The 16,881-nt window shown below is 70.9% G+C and carries 12 protein-coding genes; 2 read left to right on the top strand and 10 right to left on the bottom strand.

Annotation, left to right across the window (positions count from 1 at the left end):
- Window positions 1–24 precede the first annotated feature (24 nt).
- The 6 genes from asnB to CG723_RS11260 form a co-directional block, all read right to left on the bottom strand.
- A complete protein-coding gene (gene asnB, locus CG723_RS11285) occupies window positions 25–1,959 on the bottom strand; it encodes an asparagine synthase (glutamine-hydrolyzing) (protein WP_100593136.1) in 1,935 nt (644 codons plus the stop codon).
- Between the two features lie 4 nt (window positions 1,960–1,963).
- Window positions 1,964–3,490, bottom strand: a complete 1,527-nt coding sequence (locus CG723_RS11280) for a Wzz/FepE/Etk N-terminal domain-containing protein (RefSeq protein ID WP_100593135.1) — start codon at window positions 3,488–3,490, stop codon at window positions 1,964–1,966.
- Window positions 3,487–4,857: a Wzz/FepE/Etk N-terminal domain-containing protein gene (locus tag CG723_RS11275; protein ID WP_100593134.1), complete on the bottom strand. Its 1,371-nt coding sequence runs from the start codon at window positions 4,855–4,857 to the stop codon at window positions 3,487–3,489. The genes CG723_RS11280 and CG723_RS11275 overlap by 4 nt, the downstream gene beginning before the upstream one ends.
- The gene (locus CG723_RS11270) at window positions 4,854–6,152 is read right to left on the bottom strand and encodes a glycosyltransferase family 4 protein (RefSeq protein WP_100593133.1); all 1,299 of its coding nucleotides are present in this window, start codon (window positions 6,150–6,152) and stop codon (window positions 4,854–4,856) included. The genes CG723_RS11275 and CG723_RS11270 overlap by 4 nt, the downstream gene beginning before the upstream one ends.
- On the bottom strand, window positions 6,109–7,425 hold the full coding sequence (locus CG723_RS11265) for a nucleotide sugar dehydrogenase (protein ID WP_100593132.1): 1,317 nt from the start codon (window positions 7,423–7,425) through the stop codon (window positions 6,109–6,111). The genes CG723_RS11270 and CG723_RS11265 overlap by 44 nt, the downstream gene beginning before the upstream one ends.
- A 73-nt stretch (window positions 7,426–7,498) precedes the next feature.
- Window positions 7,499–8,977, bottom strand: a complete 1,479-nt coding sequence (locus tag CG723_RS11260; RefSeq protein WP_100593815.1) for a sugar transferase — start codon at window positions 8,975–8,977, stop codon at window positions 7,499–7,501.
- 966 nt (window positions 8,978–9,943) lie between these two features.
- Here CG723_RS11260 and CG723_RS11255 point away from each other — a divergent pair.
- Window positions 9,944–10,426 (top strand): GNAT family N-acetyltransferase, encoded by a 483-nt coding sequence (locus CG723_RS11255; RefSeq protein WP_100593131.1) that lies wholly within the window; start codon window positions 9,944–9,946, stop codon window positions 10,424–10,426.
- A 128-nt stretch (window positions 10,427–10,554) separates the two neighbouring features.
- Here CG723_RS11255 and CG723_RS11250 read toward each other — a convergent pair whose 3' ends face one another.
- Window positions 10,555–11,289 (bottom strand): class I SAM-dependent methyltransferase, encoded by a 735-nt coding sequence (locus CG723_RS11250; protein WP_100593130.1) that lies wholly within the window; start codon window positions 11,287–11,289, stop codon window positions 10,555–10,557.
- A gap of 138 nt (window positions 11,290–11,427) precedes the next feature.
- Complete coding sequence (locus CG723_RS11245; protein WP_199841723.1) at window positions 11,428–12,282, bottom strand: AraC family transcriptional regulator; 855 nt, start codon at window positions 12,280–12,282, stop codon at window positions 11,428–11,430.
- A 112-nt stretch (window positions 12,283–12,394) separates the two neighbouring features.
- On the opposite strand from CG723_RS11245, the gene CG723_RS11240 reads away from it, so the two are divergent.
- On the top strand, window positions 12,395–13,834 hold the full coding sequence (locus CG723_RS11240) for an amidase (protein WP_100593129.1): 1,440 nt from the start codon (window positions 12,395–12,397) through the stop codon (window positions 13,832–13,834).
- 24 nt (window positions 13,835–13,858) lie between these two features.
- On the opposite strand, the gene CG723_RS11235 is transcribed toward CG723_RS11240, so the two are convergent.
- Both CG723_RS11235 and CG723_RS11225 read right to left on the bottom strand, forming a co-directional pair.
- A complete protein-coding gene (locus tag CG723_RS11235) occupies window positions 13,859–15,430 on the bottom strand; it encodes an SDR family oxidoreductase (RefSeq protein ID WP_442802537.1) in 1,572 nt (523 codons plus the stop codon).
- Between the two features lie 633 nt (window positions 15,431–16,063).
- Window positions 16,064–16,846 (bottom strand): DeoR/GlpR family DNA-binding transcription regulator, encoded by a 783-nt coding sequence (locus tag CG723_RS11225; protein WP_100593127.1) that lies wholly within the window; start codon window positions 16,844–16,846, stop codon window positions 16,064–16,066.
- Between the last annotated feature and the right edge of the window lie 35 nt (window positions 16,847–16,881).

Here is a 16,881-nt window from a genome sequence, read left to right as displayed (position 1 = left end):
AGTCCCCTTGTTTCTAGCCGTCTTCTACGCTGCCGAGCGAGTGCTCCGGGCGGATCCGGAGGTCGCGTCGCGGTACCAGTACTCGAGGGTCAGCACATGCCACAGGTGCTTGGAGAAGTCCCGCTGCCCGGAGGCGTCCTCGGCGACCATGCGCGCCAGCGCGTCGCGGCGCAGGAGCCCGGAGCTGACGAGCACGCCGTCGTTGACCACCTCGCGCACCAGCGGTGCCAGATCCCGGCTCATCCAGGCCCGCAGCGGGGCGCTGAACAGGCCCTTGGGCCGGTACACGATCTCCCGGGGCAGGATCGAGGTGGCCGCCTCCTTGAGGACGGCCTTGCCCTGTCGTCCGACGATCTTGCGGTCGCCGGGCACGGCGAACGCGGCCTTGACCACCTCGACGTCCACGTACGGCACCCGGACCTCGGTCGAGGCGGCCATGCTCGACCGGTCTGTGTAAGCGAGGTTCAGGCCCGGCAGGAACATCCGGGCGTCGCCCAGGCACATGCGGTTGACGAAGTCGTCGAGCTCGTTGTCCTGGTAGATGTCCGCATGCTCGGTCAGCACGTCGTCGACCGTCCCGGCCAGGTCCGGACTGACCAGGGCGAGCAGCTCGTCCTGGTCGTACATGGTGTAGCTGCGCCGGAACGCGGTCTCCTCGGGCAGGTCGGCGAAGGAGAGGAACCGCTTCGCGAAGCGCACCGACCGGTACCCCCTACGGGCCGTGGCGACCGGCAGCCTGTCCACGGCCTTGAACACCCCGCGCCGCAGGGGCCGCGGGACGCGCTGGTAGCGCAGTGCGAGCAGGTTGGCCAGGTGTTTGCGATATCCGGCGAACAGCTCGTCGGCACCCATCCCCGAGAGCATCACCTTGACCCCGGCCTCTCGGGCGGCCGAGCAGATCAGGAACGTGTTGATCGCGGCGGGGTCGCCGATCGGCTCGTCCAGGTGGTACGTCATCTGCGGCAACAGGTCGAGCACGTTCGGAGCGATCTCGATCTCGTGCAGGTCGACGCCGAACCGCTCGGCCACCTGCCGGGCGTAGCGCAGGTCGTCCGGCATCGCCTCGAACTTGGCGTCCTCGGCGCGGAACCCGATCGTGTAGGCGGAGATGCCGGGCTGGTGGCGGGCCGCAAGCGCGGTCAGGTAGCTGGAGTCGAGACCGCCGGAGAGGAAGGTCGCCACGGGTACGTCGGAGAGCAGGTGCTGGCGGGTCGACTCCTCGACGATGGCGGCCAGGTCCGGCTGCTCGCCGCTGCGTGCTCGCTCCCGGCCCTCGGCGGCGACGTCCTTCAGGTTCCAGTACCGGCCGCGCTCCACTCGGCCGTCGGGCCGGCACCTGAGCCAACTGCCCGGCGGCAGCTTCTCCGCTTCGCGGAACGCACAGCGCGAGTCCGGCACCCAGTAGTACAGCAGCGAGGCCACCAGCGCCGCATGATCGACCTGCAGCGACCCGTCGGTCACGGCGGCGAGCGCCTTGAGCTCGGAGGCGAACACCAGGCCCGCACCGCGCCGGAGCAGGAACAGCGGCTTGATGCCCAACTGGTCGCGGGCGAGGACCAGTTCACCGGTACGCTCGTCGAAGATCCCGAACGCGAACATGCCGCGCAGCCGGGGCAGGCAGTCGGTGCCCCAGCGCCGCCAGGCCTCAAGGAGCACCTCGGTGTCGGAGGTACCGCGGAAGCGCACCCCGGCGGCTGCCAGTTCGGCACGCAGCTCGGGCGCGTTGTACAGCTCGCCGTTGTACGTCAGGACGAGGCCGCCCGAGACCATCGGCTGGGCGCCGGTCTCGGACAGGTCGACGATGGCCAGACGGCGGTGCCCGAGGTGCACTTCGCCGTCGCCGGCGGGGTGGCTGTACCGGCCCGCCCCGTCCGGACCGCGGTGGGCGAGGGTGTCGGTGAGCCGGTCGGTCACGACCTTCCCGTCCGGCCATCGATAAGTGCCTGCGATGCCACACATGTGCTTACCGTGCCTCCTGGTCGCTGTCCGGGACTCGTACTGCCCATGACGGCCGTTCCGTCCGCACCCGGCCCGTCACGTTCTCCCGTGCCAGCCGCTCGTTGTAGCCGCGCAGCGCGGTGTGCAGCCCGTCCCACAGGGTGCCGTCGGTCCGGTCCCGCGGATCGGGGTCGATCAGCACCACGCCGATCACCGGAATGAGCAGGTCGGCGAGCTGCCGCGCCACGGTGTGCAGCCACGCGGCGCTGCCGTGCCCGGCTCGCACGACGAGCACGGTCCGGGTACCGAGGTCCGGGAGGCCGGTCCACGCCGTGCCGGGCGCCACCGAGCCGACGCCGAGCCGGCGCACCTCATGTGGCACGGCCGCGGCACCCTCGACGCCGACCACGTCCGGGCCTCCTGGCTTCGGGCCGCGGTGGGCGCGCCGCAGGGCCGGCAGATCGTCGATGATGACCACCGGCCCCTCCGCCGCCAGTGCCCTGGCGAGGTCCAGGGCGATCACGCTCGTGCTGCGCGCACAGCCCAGTTCCAGCAGTGACACCGGTTCCGCGGAGCCACGCACCGTGCGGGCCAGCGTCGCGGTGAGCCGTTCGCGTGCCGCCCGGGTCCGTCGGCGCTGCCACCGCCTGGCCGGCCGGTGGGGAGCGCGCCGCAGTTCGGCGATGACCGAGGCGCCCAGGTTCGCCGCGATCTCCCGGCGCAGCACGGGGCGGTCCGCCACCACCGTGCCGACCGCGGCCACCGCGAGCCCGAGGACGAGCCCGAGGACGAGCCCGATCGCGGCGTTGGTGGCAGCGGTCCTGGGAAGGGAGTGCCGCACCGCTCGCGGGGCGTCCACGATCTGAGTGCCGGCGACGATCTGGGGCGTTCCCATGCGCGCCTCCTCGGCGCGCTGGTCGAAATCGGCGATCCGCGAGTTGAGTTCCGCCCGGCGGGCGAAGAGCGACTCGATGCTCGCCGACGCCGTCGGGTCGCTCTCCGGCGTTCTGTCCCCGATCGCCTTGTTGACCTGGGCGAGTTCGCCCCGCATTCGGTCACCCTGGTCGCGCAGGGCCTTGGCCTCGGCCTTCGCCGCTTCCTGCATCCGCCTCACATGGTCCGCGACGAACGCATCCGCCAACGCCTTGGCTCGGGCCACCGCGTCCGCGTCGCTGTCACCTGTCACCTCGATCTGCAGCAGGTTGTTGGTCAAGCCGGTGCCCCGGTAGTCCCGCATGAAGTCTTCCGTGCGTTCCGAGGAGTTGAGGGACTGCAGGGCCTTGTCGGCGATCCGCGTGGTCCGCAGCAGCTCCACGTCGGTGCGGATCAGCGTTCCGGGGTCGTTCGGCTGGTCCGCCTGATGCGCGACCAGCACCTTGGCCTGCGCGGCCGGCGGCGGCGGCCGCAGGACCGCAAGCGCCGCGCCGACCAGCAGCCCCAGTAGCGCCAGGGAGCACCAGAGGCGGCGGCGCCTGCGCACCGCCACCACCAGTGCCTGCAGGTCCAGCAGGTGAGTGGCTGCCGACGACTCCGAAGTCGTGCTCGTCGTCACGCGGAACCTCCCGTCGAGTGGCCGGGTACCGCGAGCGCCGGAGTGGCGTCGTGCGGAGGATGGCCGGCGGATCGCGTCGGATGGTCCCGGACCGTGCCGGCGACGACGATGCCGACGACTTCATGTCTGCCGTCCGCACACGCCTCGGCGATGCCGGCGAGCTGCCCTGCGGTCCAGTTGCCCGCGCTGAGCACGACCAGGGCGCCGGACTCGGTGCCGCGGTCCGGCACCATCGGCCGGTCCACCGAAACCTCGACCACCCGCAGCAGCGGATCGCCCTTGGCCTCGGCCACGAGCTGCCCGGCGGCCCGGCGGGCGGTCTCGTCGCCGTTCGGTACGACAACCAGCAGTCGCCGGGGGGCCGGTAGTCGGTCCCGGAGGCGAGCGCACACCCGCCGGTAGCGGATCCGCCTGCCGGCCTCGTCGCCGGACCTCTGCGGGGTCGGTATGTCCCACCGGGTGTCGATGCCGAGGAGTCGGCGGATCCGGGCTCGCGTGCCACGGTCTTCGGGCCGGTCCGCGGGCCGTTCACCCGGCACGTCGACGGTGCCGAGGAGCGTCGAGCCCAGCGCCGCGGCGATCTCCGGTTCGGTGCGCAGTCGGCGGTTCACCCGTGCGACGGCGAGATGGCCGATGACCGCGAGCAGGAAGAACAGCAGCGCCCCAGCGACGGTGAGTTGCATCCTCGTCGGCGGCGCCTCGCCGGTCGGCCGGGCCGCCGGCCCCATGACGACCAGGCCGGCCCTGTCGGCCGCCGGGTCGGCCTGGTCCAGCTTCGTCATGGCCTCCTCCAGCGAGGTGCGCAGCTTCTCGAGCTCGGTGCGGGCCTGCACGCTCTCCACGGTCTTGCCCGGATCGGCCGCATTGGCCAGGTCGGTGATGCGACGGTTGGTCTCCACCACCTGCTGCCGCAGCGCCTCGGGCCCGGTAGCCGCGTCGGGGTCGGTGCTGCCGCCCGCGAGCCGCGCGGCGAATCCGACGAATTCCTCGGCCACCCGGTCGGAGAGCTGCTGCGCGCGCTTCGGGGTGTCGGCCGTTCCCGAGATCTTGATGATGTTCCCGTCGGCGGCCTTGGCGCTCACCCGGTCCCGCAGCCCGGCGGCGCTGACGCCCCTCCAGCCGAGCTTGGCCGCCACGGGGTCGACCACCGACGAACTGGTCGCGATGTCCAGCTGGGTCAGTAGTTCGCGCTCTTCCCACTGCCCCGGCAGCAGTACCGATGTCGACGCCGTGTAGCGCGGCGGAAACACCACCACCGAGGCGCCGTAGCCGACGAGCGCGCCCACCACGGTGAGAACGGCGAGAAGCCGCCAGCGCCTACGCAGAATCCGTCCGATCGTGACCAGACGTATCGTGTCATCGCTCAAGGGTGCTGCCTCCCCCGCGCCCGGACCGGGTCGCCCGCCGACACCGGAGTGTGGTCACGGCACGCGGCGGCGTAGGCGGCGAGCAGCGACGCCTGCGAGTTCTTCCAGGAAAGCTGCCCGCTGATCCGCTCCTGGCCGATCTTGCCCATCCGGGCCCGCTGCTCCGGATCGTCAAGCAGCAGCATGATGAGCTTGGCGAATTCGGCCTCGTCGTTGGCGGGCGCGTAGACGGCGGCGTCACCGGCGGAGACGCGCGCCTCCCGGAGGTCGAAGGAGACGATCGGACGGCCCATCACCATGTACTCCAGGACCTTGTTCATGGTCGAGACGTCGTTGAGCGGATTGCGCGGGTCGGGGGAAAGGCACACGTCCGCGGTGGACAAGTAGCGCACCAGGTCGGCGTCCGGAACGCGCCCGGTGAACTGCACCTGCTCCGAGAGCCCGAGCCGCTGGGACAGCTCCACCATCGCGTCGAACGCGTCTCCGGCGCCGACGAACACCGCATGCCAGTCGGTCCGCCCGAGTTCGTCGCGCAGCTTCGCGAGGGCCCGCAAGGCGTAGTCGACGCCGTCCTGCGGTCCCATGACGCCGAGGTAGCACAGCAGATGAGGCTTGCCGCGCCTCAACTCCGGCTCGGGCGGCACCGGATGGAACCGGTCGATGTCGGGTGCGCTGCGCACCACGAAGACGTCCGCCGGCCGCCGACCGCCACGGCGCACGGCGACGTCCCGGTAGCTCTCGTTCGTGGCGAGCACGATGTCCGCGGCCCGGTAGGTCCGCCGTTCCAGCGCGCACACAGCGCGGTAGAGCAGGTCCTCGCCGCGGTCGAACCGGGAGAGGTACAGCTCGGGTACCAGGTCGTGCTGGTCGAAGATGAACCGCGCCCCGTGCCGCTTCATCCACAGTGCCGGCAGGAACAGCAGGTCGGGCGGGTTGCAGGCGTGCACCACGTCGACCGGGCCGACCTTGCGGGCCAGCCGGAGCGTATGCCACAACGCCGTTCCGTACTCCCGCAGGTAGCCGGCCGGACCGCCGGTGGCCGCGCGCAACGGGTAGCGGTGGATCCGCACCCCGTCGATCGAAGCCTCCAACTCCGTGTCCCGCTTCTCCCCTTGAGGACAGATGACGTCCACCGTCCAGCCCGCGTCGCGCAGTGTCGTGCACTCCTGCCACACACGCCGGTCGAACGGCACCGACAGGTTCTCCACCAGGATCAGCGCGCGCCGGGCAGGCCCGGCGCCGCTGCGTACGTCACCAGACAAGGCCCATGTATCCCGGTTCGGCCCGGCGCGCATCGGCGTCGGGAATGCGGATGAGGTCGACGAGCAGCGTGCCGTCGTCATGGGGCAGCGCCGACAGCACGGCCGGATCCTTGGTCCCGACCAGGCACACCTCGGCGTGCTCGAGCACCTCGTCGACGGAGTCCACGAGCAGCTGCGCGATGTGCGGCAACCGGGTCTCGATGTACTCGCGGTTGGCGCCGAGCAGTCGTGACAGGTTCACGTTGGCGTCATAGATCCGCAGGTCGTATCCCTTGCCGATGAGCCGCTCCGCCAGCTCGACGAGCGGGCTCTCACGGAGGTCGTCGGTGCCGGGTTTGAAGGACAGCCCGAACAGGCCCGCCCGGCGCTTGCCGGTGCGCTCGACCAGCTCCACCGCGCGTTGCAGATGTGCGGAGTTGGAGGTCAGCACGTGGGCGAGTATGGGCACCGAGACGTCGGCCCGCTGCGCCGCGTGGACCAGGCTGCGCAGGTCCTTGGGCAGGCAGGAACCGCCGAAGGCGAAGCCGGGCCGCAGGTAGGCGGGGCTGATGTTCAGCTTGCGGTCGGCCAGGAACACGTCCATCACCTGGTGCGAGTCCACCCCGAGCGCCTGGCACACCGCACCCAGCTCGTTCGCGAAGCCGATCTTCAGGCCGTGGAACGCGTTGTCCGCGTATTTGATGGCCTCGGCCGTCGGGATCGGCACCCGGAACAGCTCGCCGGGCAGGCCTTCGTACAGCGCCGCCACCGCGTCGCCGCTGGCCGGATCGAGCTCGCCGATGACGGTCTTCGGCGGGTCGAAGAAGTCCCCCACGCTCGTGCCCTCGCGCAGGAACTCCGGGTTGACCGCGACCCCGAAGTCCACCCCGGCCGTGCCGTCGACGTACTTCTCCAGGATCGGTACCAGGAGGTTCAGGCAGGTGCCCGGGAGCATGGTGCTGCGGAGCACGACAGTATGCCGACCGCTCCGCTCGGCCAGCGCGGCGCCGATCTGCTCGGTGACCCGCTCCAAGTACGTCGTGCACAGGCTGCCGTTGGGCTCCGACGGCGTGCCCACGCAGACCAGCGACACCTCGCTGCCCATGATCGCCTCGTGGACGTCGGCGGTGGCGCGCAACGCTCCGGTCCGCACGGCCTCGGCGGTGAGCTCGCCGATCCGCTCCTCGACCACCGGCGCCTTGCCGTCGTTGACCAGGTCGACCTTGACCTGGTTCACGTCCACGCCGATGACCTCGTGACCCAGGCTCGCCAAGCACGCGGCCGACACGCAGCCCACGTAGCCGAGCCCGAAAACACTTACTCTCATGACCCGTTCCTCCCCCCAGGCAGGCCTTTCCGGCCTGCGGTCCGCGCGCCGGCCGGACGATGACCCTCGCGCATCAGTAAGCCCCCTGCCCCTGCAGCACCGCACGCAGCGTCTTCCACAAGATCACTGCGTCCAGGGCGAGCGACCAGTCCTCCACGTACCGCAGGTCGAGCCGGACCGCCTCCTCCCACGGCAGGTCGCTGCGTCCACTGATCTGCCACAGACCGGTGAGCCCGGGCTTGACCAGCAGCCGCCGACGGATGTCCGGGCCGTACGCAGCGGACTCCTCCGGCAGCGGAGGCCTCGGACCGACGAGCGACATCGATCCGGTGAGCACGTTGAAAAGCTGCGGGAGCTCGTCGATCGAGTACCGGCGCAGCACTGCCCCCACCCGGGTCACCCGCGGATCCCGGCGAAGCTTGAACAGCAGGCCTGCGCCCTCGTTGCGGTCGGCCAGCGCGGCCCGGGCCCCGTCAGCCCCGACGACCATGGTGCGGAACTTGAAAATGGTGAACTCGTGGCCGTCCTTGCCGACTCTGCGCTGGCGATAGACCGCCCCGCCCCGGCTGTCCACCAGTACGAGCAGCCCGACGAGCACCATCAGCGGCGCGAACAGGAGCAGCAGGACCGCCGCGCCCGTCCGATCCACGACCCCTTTGACCGCCCTGCGGCCCCCGGTGAAGGTCGGCATGCTGACCCGCAGCAGCGGGATCCCGAGCACCGCGTCGACGTGCAGCCGCGGGCCGGCCACCTCCATCAGCACGGGGGCCACGACCATCTCGGCATCGCTGCCTTCGAGGTTCCAGGCCAGCCGCTGCAACCGGTCCGGTGACCAGTGCGGGTCCGGTGTGACCGCGACGACACGGTAGCCGTCGCGGCGGACGTGGCCCGCGACGTCCGACAGCCGGCCGACGACCGGCACCCCCTCCAGTTGGTCACCGTCGAGCCCGAGACCGTCCGTCGTGCACACCGCATCCACCCGCCAGCCGAGGTGCGGGAACTTGCGGGTTCGGGCGATCAGGTCGCGCACGGTGGCCACGCTCCCGGCAGCAAGCACCGGTCTCAGGCACCGTCCTTCCTTCCGCTGTTTGTGCAGCGAGACGCGGAGCAGATACCGCTCAGTCATGGTGACGAGCGCGATCGCGGGGATCGCGACGAAGATCCAGAGCTTGATGTTGCGCGAGGTGAGGGCTATCCCGCCGAGCGCCAGCACGACGGTCGCCATGAACAGCGAACGTCCGAGCCGGCGGAATTCCTCGGCGCCCTGGCCGAGCACGGCCGGAGCCCACGACCGGCTCACCGCAAGCGCTCCCAGCACAAGGAGCTCGGTGCCGAATGCGAGAATTCCCCACTTCTCGTGCCAGTTGGCCGCGTCCCGGGCCCCGAAAAAGTTGCCGATCGCCGCCACCACCAAGGCGGTGGCCACGGTATCGCTGGTGATCACGGTACGGCGGTACCGCTGCTCCCAATCGTTGGCCAGCTGACTGATCGCCCCGTTCGCCAGACGCTCGCGCGCCGGCGTTAAAGGGCCGACCAATTCCCCCTGCCGCACAGAACCCACCCCGGTCCCCAGTCGTTCGACGTGGTCGCCCAACACTGTCCCTCCCCCCAGAAGGCCCCCGCCCCGCACAGTCCTTCCCCTCGGAGGCCCCCACCCCCGCGCCGCGCTGTTCCTCCCCCGGGAGGCCCCCGCCCCCCGCGCACGACATCCCCGTTATTTCAGCGCTACTTGAGCAACCCACCCCGGCGACCGCAGAATCGCATGTCCTGCCAGGCCCTCGATGTGCGTGCGAACCCGTCGCAACCTCGGGTGCTCCCCGCACCCAAAGCCCCTTGCAGGCTCCAAGAATCGATCACCCCCACGCCCGGCGCCGGAGACGCAGCTGCTGGCCGTCCGTCACACCTGACCAATAGATCATCATTTGTCGCCTCGTGTCCCAGCATGCGAAGCACGGTCAATCTAGACCATCGGGGCCCATCTGGAGAGAGGGATGTGTGGAATTTGTGCTCAAGATTTGAAGCTGGATCCACGGACCGGTGGCCATCCGCGGTGCCGTGATGACGAAGAAGTGGCTCTGACCTGTGATGGCGGGAGTTCTCCGGCTGCCGACACCGGCAATCCCGAGGTCCTGTCACCGCCAACTGGGCGGCCTGTCCGGCGGATCGTGCCGGTGAGCACGGGACGGTGGATGTCGGGTGCGACCGATCGACGGCACGTGAGAACGGATCGCAACCGGCCGATCGGATTGCCACACGCAAACGCCGTGGCGGATCCAGGGGCCCGGCCACACACCTTTGAAGTCGACGCATCGCCGCCGCGCGACAGACGACACCCCCCGCGTGCACCAGGCCGCAGCTCGCGCATCGGGCACTACGCTGCGGGCCATGGAATGTTTTGCCGCTTGGCGTACCCGTCGCTGAGGGCCCGGCTCACCGTCGATCCTGTGGCTGCGAGCGGGCCGACCGATGCCCTTGTTCCGTCCGGGTATCAAGCCCTCAGCCCGAAAGGCAGACTTCCATGTTCATCCGCGCGTTCTCTCAGCGCGACCTGGCGTCACTCACCGAACTGACCATCGAGACGTTCCGGCCGTTCTACGAGGACTCCTTCCGCCCTTTGACAGGCGACGTCATCTTCGCCATCCAGCACGGCAGTTGGCGTGACGACTACCGCAAGCAGGTCGCCGAGCTCCACGCACCCGAACGGCACGCATACGTCGCCGTCGCCGAGGCCGAGGACGGCATCGCGGGCTACGTGGCGTGGAGTGTCGAACCGGTCGGCAGGAAGGGCAGTGTCACGATCCTCGCTGTCTCGGCCAAGCACCGTCGACACCGCGTAGGCACCGCACTGTGCGAGCACGCCTTCGCACAGATGCGGGCCCTCGGAGCCGGACTGGTCGAGATCGGTACCGGAGGCGACCCCTTCCACGCACCCGCTCGTGCCCTCTACGAGCAGCTCGGGTGCACGCCGTTTCCGGCGATGGTCTACTTCCGGCAGCTCTGAAGACCTGGGACGGGCGCCCTCAACGCCCGTCCCGTGCTTGGCGACCGCCCATCTCAGCGCCACTCGTCACTTGCAGCGCGGACATCGCCCCCGCACACGATCGTCCCCTCAGGAGCCGTGCGACCGGCTCAGCGCTCCTTGACGGCATGCAGAAGTGTGACGCCGAGCCACGGGCCGCCGTACCAGTACTCGGGGCCCAGTCCGCGCAGCGTGCCCCGCCCGATGTGCTCGGCGTACTTCCTGGCCATGGGCCAGAAGTCGGCGACGATCAACTGGCCGCCGGGGCGCAGCACCCGCATGGCCTCGTCCACCGCGCGGTACCGCTCCTCGGGCGACGGGATGTTGTGGATCGCCAGCGCGCTCGTCACGACGTCGAAGGAGCCGTCCGCAAACGGCAACTCGGTCATGTCGGCGGTACGTACCTCCACCCGGTCGGCGACCCCTGCCGCAGCCGCGTTGGAGAGCGTGACTTCGGGCCGGTTCCCGCTCTGGTCCGTTCCGGACCACAGGTCCACGCCCACGGCGTGTCCCGTCGGCAGCCGCCTGGCCGCCTCGATCAGCACCGCGCCGCGACCGCAGCCGAGGTCAAGGAGCTGCTCGTCGCCCTTCAAGTCGGCCCGGTCCAACTCCCGCCTCCAGACCTGCAGTTTGCCGTGCAGTGTGGTGCGCAGGTAGATGCCGGTGTGGGCGATCAGTACTGTGCCCGCAGTTGCCAGCGCTTTCCGTCCTGGCCGCCATCGGCCGGCGGCCAGGCAGCAGGCCGCGCCGGCGGCGCCGAGCACCGCCGGGAACGCTGGAGCGTCAATGCCGTACCGCGGCCACTGGACGCGCGGCAGCGGGGAGTCTTTCCGGTTCTTGGACATGCTCGCAGTGTCACCGGCTCGATTGCCGGGCGTCTTGTAGAAATGTTCCCCCGTGAACCGCGCGACCGCCCTCATGCCTGCCTGGTGCGGACTGTGGGTCAAGACGTCAAGACGTCAAGACGTCAAGACGTCAAGACGTCAAGACGGGGACAGGTATGCGGGGGCGGCCCACGCGACGTCGTCGACCGCGAGCCACGGCGCGACCGCGACGGCCGTGGGCGTCACACCGGCGAAGGCCATGACGTCGCGATGGAGGTGGGACTGGTCGGCGTAGCCGATCTCCGCCGCCACCCGTGCGGCGCTGTGCCCCACGGCCAGACGGTGGGCCGCGTGGTCGAAACGGACCAGCTGCGCGGCGCGCTTGGGGTTGAGACCGATCTGGGCTCGGAAACGGGACCACAGACGCTTACGGCTCCAGCCGACCTCGGCTGCCAGGCGCTCGACCCGAACCCCTCCCCGATGCGTCACCATCTGCCGCCACACGAAGGCGACTTCAGGCTCGACCGCTCGGCGGCCTGCCGCATGTCGTCGGACGAGTGCGGCCTGCGCGACCGCGAACCGGTCGTCCCAGGTCTCGGCAGCGCGCAGTTGCTCTTGGGTGCGCGCTGCGTCGTGGCCCCAGAGGTCGTCGAGGGAGACCACCGTGGCGCCCGACTCCGCACCGGCGCCGAGCACCGCGTGCGCGACCAGCGGCGACAGCCGTATCTGCAGGCATTCGACGTCCCGGCCGCGGGCTCGAACCCCGCCGGACCCGAGTCCCAGGACGACGCTGCCGCTCTGCTGCCGGCCGCTGAAGTCGTCGACGACGATCGGCCCGTCGCCGAGGTCGACGGCCACCGTGACGGCCGGGTACGGGACCACACCCAGGTCGACGAGGCCGGTCGTACGGGCGCGGAATCCGGCCATGCTGACGCCGGGCAGCCGACCGTGCCGCGAGGGGGTGGCGATGTCCCACACCGACGCTGCGTCATGGGCCGGCTCGGCGGATCGCATGGCGCCAAGTTACGGGACATTCGTCCAAGACGCGACGGTCGAGACGCGACGACACTGACGGCTCCCGCAGGCCCCGTAGGCCCTGCAAGCCCCGCACCAGAAGGGAACTCTCGTGACGCATTCGCCGATCGACCCGTTCATGCCCGCCGTCGAACTCGCCGCGGCCGTCCGCCGCAAGGAGGTGAGCCCCGTCGAGGTGGCCGACTGCTTCCTCGAGCGGATGGACCGGCTCGACCCCGACCTCAACGCCTTCTGCCACCGGGCCGACGACGACGTCCGCAAAGCCGCGTCCGCCGCGGCCGACGCAGTGGCGAGGGCCACGTCGGCCGACGACCTCCCGCCGTTCCACGGCGTCCCGCTGCCGGTCAAGGACCTTGTCGACGTCGCCGGTTGGCCCACCACCTACGGGTCCGCAGGCGCCGGACAGGCACCGGCGCAGGCATCGGACCCTGTCGTGCGACGGTTCGCGGACGCGGGCTTCGTCCTGCTCGGCAAAACCACCACCTCCGAGTTCGGCAGCCTGCCCTTCACCGAGAGCACTGCCCTGGGCATCTCGCGCAACCCGTGGGACCCGGACCGCACGCCCGGCGGGTCGTCGAGCGGAGCGGGCGCCGCCGTCGCCGCCGGGATGGCGCCCATAGCCCACGCGGAGGACGGCGGCGGGTCGATTCGGATCCCCGCGTCGTGCAACGGCCTCGTCGGCCTCAAACCCACCCGCGGCCTGGTCACCAACGCCGTCGTGGAGGTGGAGGGTCTCGGCACCAGCGGCGTGCTCACCCACTCGGTGGCGGACGCCGCGGCGGCCCTCGATGTGCTGGCGTGTCACGATCCGGCCGCGTGGTGGTCGCCTCCGACGCCGCGCACGTCCTTCGCCGCCGCGCTGAGGACGGACCTTCCGACCGGGCTGCGGATCGGCGCGCTCACCGACTCCCCCATCGACGGGATCCGCGTGCACCCGGCGTGTATCGCAGCTGTCGACAGAACTCTCCGGACGCTCGAATCGTCCGGAGCGCACCTCGTCGACACCCCTCTTCCGCTGCCCCCGACCGACGAGCTGGTCACGGCGTTCACGACCCTGTGGAACGTCGGCGGTGCCGGAATCGCGCTCGCGGAGCCGGACCAGGTCGAGCCGCACAATCGCGCCCTGCGTGCGGCGGCACGAGCGATCGACTCGTGGGCGTACGCGGAAGGGGTGCGGAAGACCCAGCAGCTCTCTCGGCGCATCGTCGAAGGCTTCCTCGCCGGCTTCGACCTCCTCGTGACGCCGACGATGGCCTGTCTTCCGCCGCTCGTCGGTGCCTGGCGGACAGGCACCGACGACGATCCCCTGAGGGCACTGCGGAACAGCTACCCGATGGGGGTGTTCACGTCGGTGTTCAACGTGACCGGCCAGCCGGCGATCTCCCTCCCCATCCACCACGACGAGGCCACCGGCCTGCCCGTCGGCGTACAGATCGTCGCCGCGCCCTGGCGGGAGGACCTCCTGCTCCAGGTGTCCCGCACCCTCGAACTCGCACTCCCCTGGGCCACTCGACGCCCGCCTGTCAGCTGATCCCGCGGCCGGGGGTGCACCTGCCTACTGCCGCAGTCTTCGCCCGCGGCGTGAACGCCGGATGCGGCCGGCGGGTGACGCGCTCCCCCGCGCGCTCATGCCCTTGGCGGCGGCTCGGGTGATGTTGCGGGCCATGCCGCCGAAGACGACGGCATGGAAGGGAGAGACGGACCACCAGTAGGCATGGCCCAGGAGGCCGCGGGGGTGGAACAGAGCGCGCTGCCGGTAGCGGGTACCGCCCTCGGCGCCCGTCTCGACATACATCTCCAGCCACGCCAGGCCCGGCAGCCGCATCTCCGCGCGCAGCCGCAGTAGTTGTAGGGGCTCGATCTCCTCGACCCGCCAGAAGTCCAGCGAGTCGCCGACCCGCAAACGCTCCGCGTCGCGTCGTCCGCGGCGCAGGCCGACTCCGCCCATGAAGCGGTCCAGCCAGCCGCGGACCGCCCAGGCCAGCGGGAAGGAGTACCAGCCGTTGTCACCGCCGATGCCCTCGATCACCTTCCACAGGGCCTCCCGGGATGCCTCGACAGGCAGTTGCCGCTCGTCCTCGTAGAGGCTGCCGCCGGCCCAGTCGGGGTCGGTGGGCAGCGGATCGCTGGGCGCCCCGGGGAGAGCGGCGGACGACCACCGGGTGGCGACCTGCGCCTCCCGTACCCTCCGCAGCGCCAGGGCCAGCGCCTCGTCGAACGGCAGGGGCCGGCCCGGGGGGTCGGGGACGTAGCAGGCGATGTCGTGCTCGTGGCAGACGACCTCGTGGCGGAGCGACTCCGTCAGGGGCCGGGCGATGGATGCCGGTACCGGCGTCACGAGGCCGACCCAGTGGCTGGACAGCCGCGGAGTGAGCACGGGCACCGGCAAGATGATCCGCCGCCGCAGTCCGGCGACCTCGGAGTAGCGGCGCATCATCTCCCGATAGGTCAGCACGTCCGGCCCGCCGATGTCGAAAGCCCGGTCGACGTCGGTCGGCATGGTGGCCGAGCCGACGAGATAGCGCAGCACGTCGCGGACCCCGATGGGCTGCGTGCGGGTGTGGACCCAGCTGGGGGTGACCATCACCGGCAGCCGCTCGGTCAGATAGCGCAGCATCTCGAAGGACGCCGATCCCGAGCCGATCACCACACCGGCCCTCAGCACGGTGGCGGGCACCGGGGCGTCGAGGAAGATGCGACCGACCTCAGCCCTGGAGCGCAGGTGCGGGGAAAGATCTTGCTCGGGTACGTCCTGCGGAGTGAGCCCGCCGAGGTAGACGATGCGCCGTACGCCGGCAGCGTGTGCCCGGTCGGCGAAGATCCGGGCCGCGCGCCGGTCGGTGTCCTCGAACCCGGAGCCGGATCCGAGGGAGTGCACCAGGTAGTACGCGACATCGATCCCGCGCATGGCCGCGGCGACCGACTCGGCGTCGGTGACGTCACCATGGAGTACCTCGGTGTCTCCCGCCCATGGATGGTCACGCAGTTTGCGCGGAGAGCGGGCCAGGCACCGCACCCGATGACCGGCCTCCAGCAGTTCCGGAACCAGGCGACCTCCGATGTACCCGGACGCTCCGGTCACCAGACAGTGCAGCTGCTCCGCGCTGTGCTCTGAGTCCGTGTCCACGACCATCTCCCCGCACACTCGATCCGACGCTGCTCCTGGCTCTCCCTTTTGATCATGGCCGATCGACCCTCGACTTCCCGTCTCATGACGTGTTGTCGGCGCGCTCCCCAGCGGCGACGGCGGACGGCGGGGCCGCGAGCTGTTCAGCCCTCCGGATGCCGCAGCGGCATGGCCCCCACGCCGTGTCCGTCGCGGTCCAGGAGCCGGCCCATGTGCTTGACCGTGCGCAGCACCACTGAGCGGGTCGGTGACCGTCAGGCGCGGCAGCCTGCGTGACACGTGCGCCTCGAAGGTGTGCACGTCGCGCAGTGTGCCCAGCCAGGCGTCGACGACCAGGTTGTGCGGGACCGCCCTGATGGCGCTGGAGCGCACCTCGCGCAGACCGGCGAGTGCCCGGCTGGCCTCCTCCAGGTGCTGACCCGGCACGGACGCGAAGGTGGGGCGGCCGCGCACGGGCGAGGCGATCGGCAAGGTGGTGCTCGACCTGGACCGACCGCGCCGAGGCGGCTGACGGCCGGCATTGCGGCGTCGCCGGACGGAATGGTGGACGTCCGAGGCCCCGGACGCCACAGATCCGTGCGGGCCCAAGGGGCGCAACGGACAGGCACGTCAGGATCGGCGACTACCGTTCCGTCACGCCCCCGCGGGCGGGGCGATCTCGACCCGCACCCCGCTCGCCCCGAAGGCGCGGATCTGTGCGTCGGGCGCCGATGCGTCCGTGACCAGGGTCCACTCCTTCCGCAGTTTCGCCCAGGCGTGGAACGGCGCGCGCCCCAGCTTGGCGCCGTGGGCGAGTACGTAGACCCGGTCGGCGCGGCGGGCCATCAGCTCCTTGAGGCGGGTCTGGCGCAGGTCCGCCTCGCAGATGCCGCGGTCGACGGTGACGCCGTCGGCGCCGAGGAAGACCCGGTCGAAGGACATGTGCTCGAGCGCGGCCTCCGTGAGCGGGCCGACGAAACCCTGGCTGAGCGGGCGGAGCGTGCCGCCGAGGCATTCGACGTCCACGCCTTCCGCGTCCGCGAGGGCGTGCAGGGCCGTCAGGCCCGTGGTCGCGACCGTCAAATCCTTGGCACCGCGCAGCTCGTGGGCCAGCGCGCCCACCGTCGTACCGGCGTCGAGGAGTAGGGTCTCGCCCGGCTCGACCTGCCGGGCGGCCCACTGCGCGATGGCCCGCTTCTCCTCGTACGCCTCCCCCGTGCGCTGCCGCAGCGACGCCTCGGGGTGCGCGGACAGCGCCATCGCGCCGCCGTAGGTGCGCGCGAGGCGGCCCTCCGTGGTGAGGCGGGCGAGGTCGCGGCGGATGGTCGAGGGGGTGACGTCGAAGAGCTGCGAGAGTTCCTCGACGCTGGCGAGGCCGGTGGTGGTGGCGAGGTGGACGATGCGGTCGCGTCGTGCCTGGGATGTGGTCGGCGGCATCTACGGAGTCCTCTACGGTGCGGTGGTAACGGCGG

The sequence above is a fragment of the Streptomyces sp. CB01635 genome, assembly GCF_002803065.1.
In the GTDB taxonomy this organism is placed as follows: Bacteria; Actinomycetota; Actinomycetes; order Streptomycetales; family Streptomycetaceae; genus Streptomyces.
Note: the sequence above shows the minus strand (reverse complement) of the source record. Positions and strands in the feature narration are given on the sequence as shown.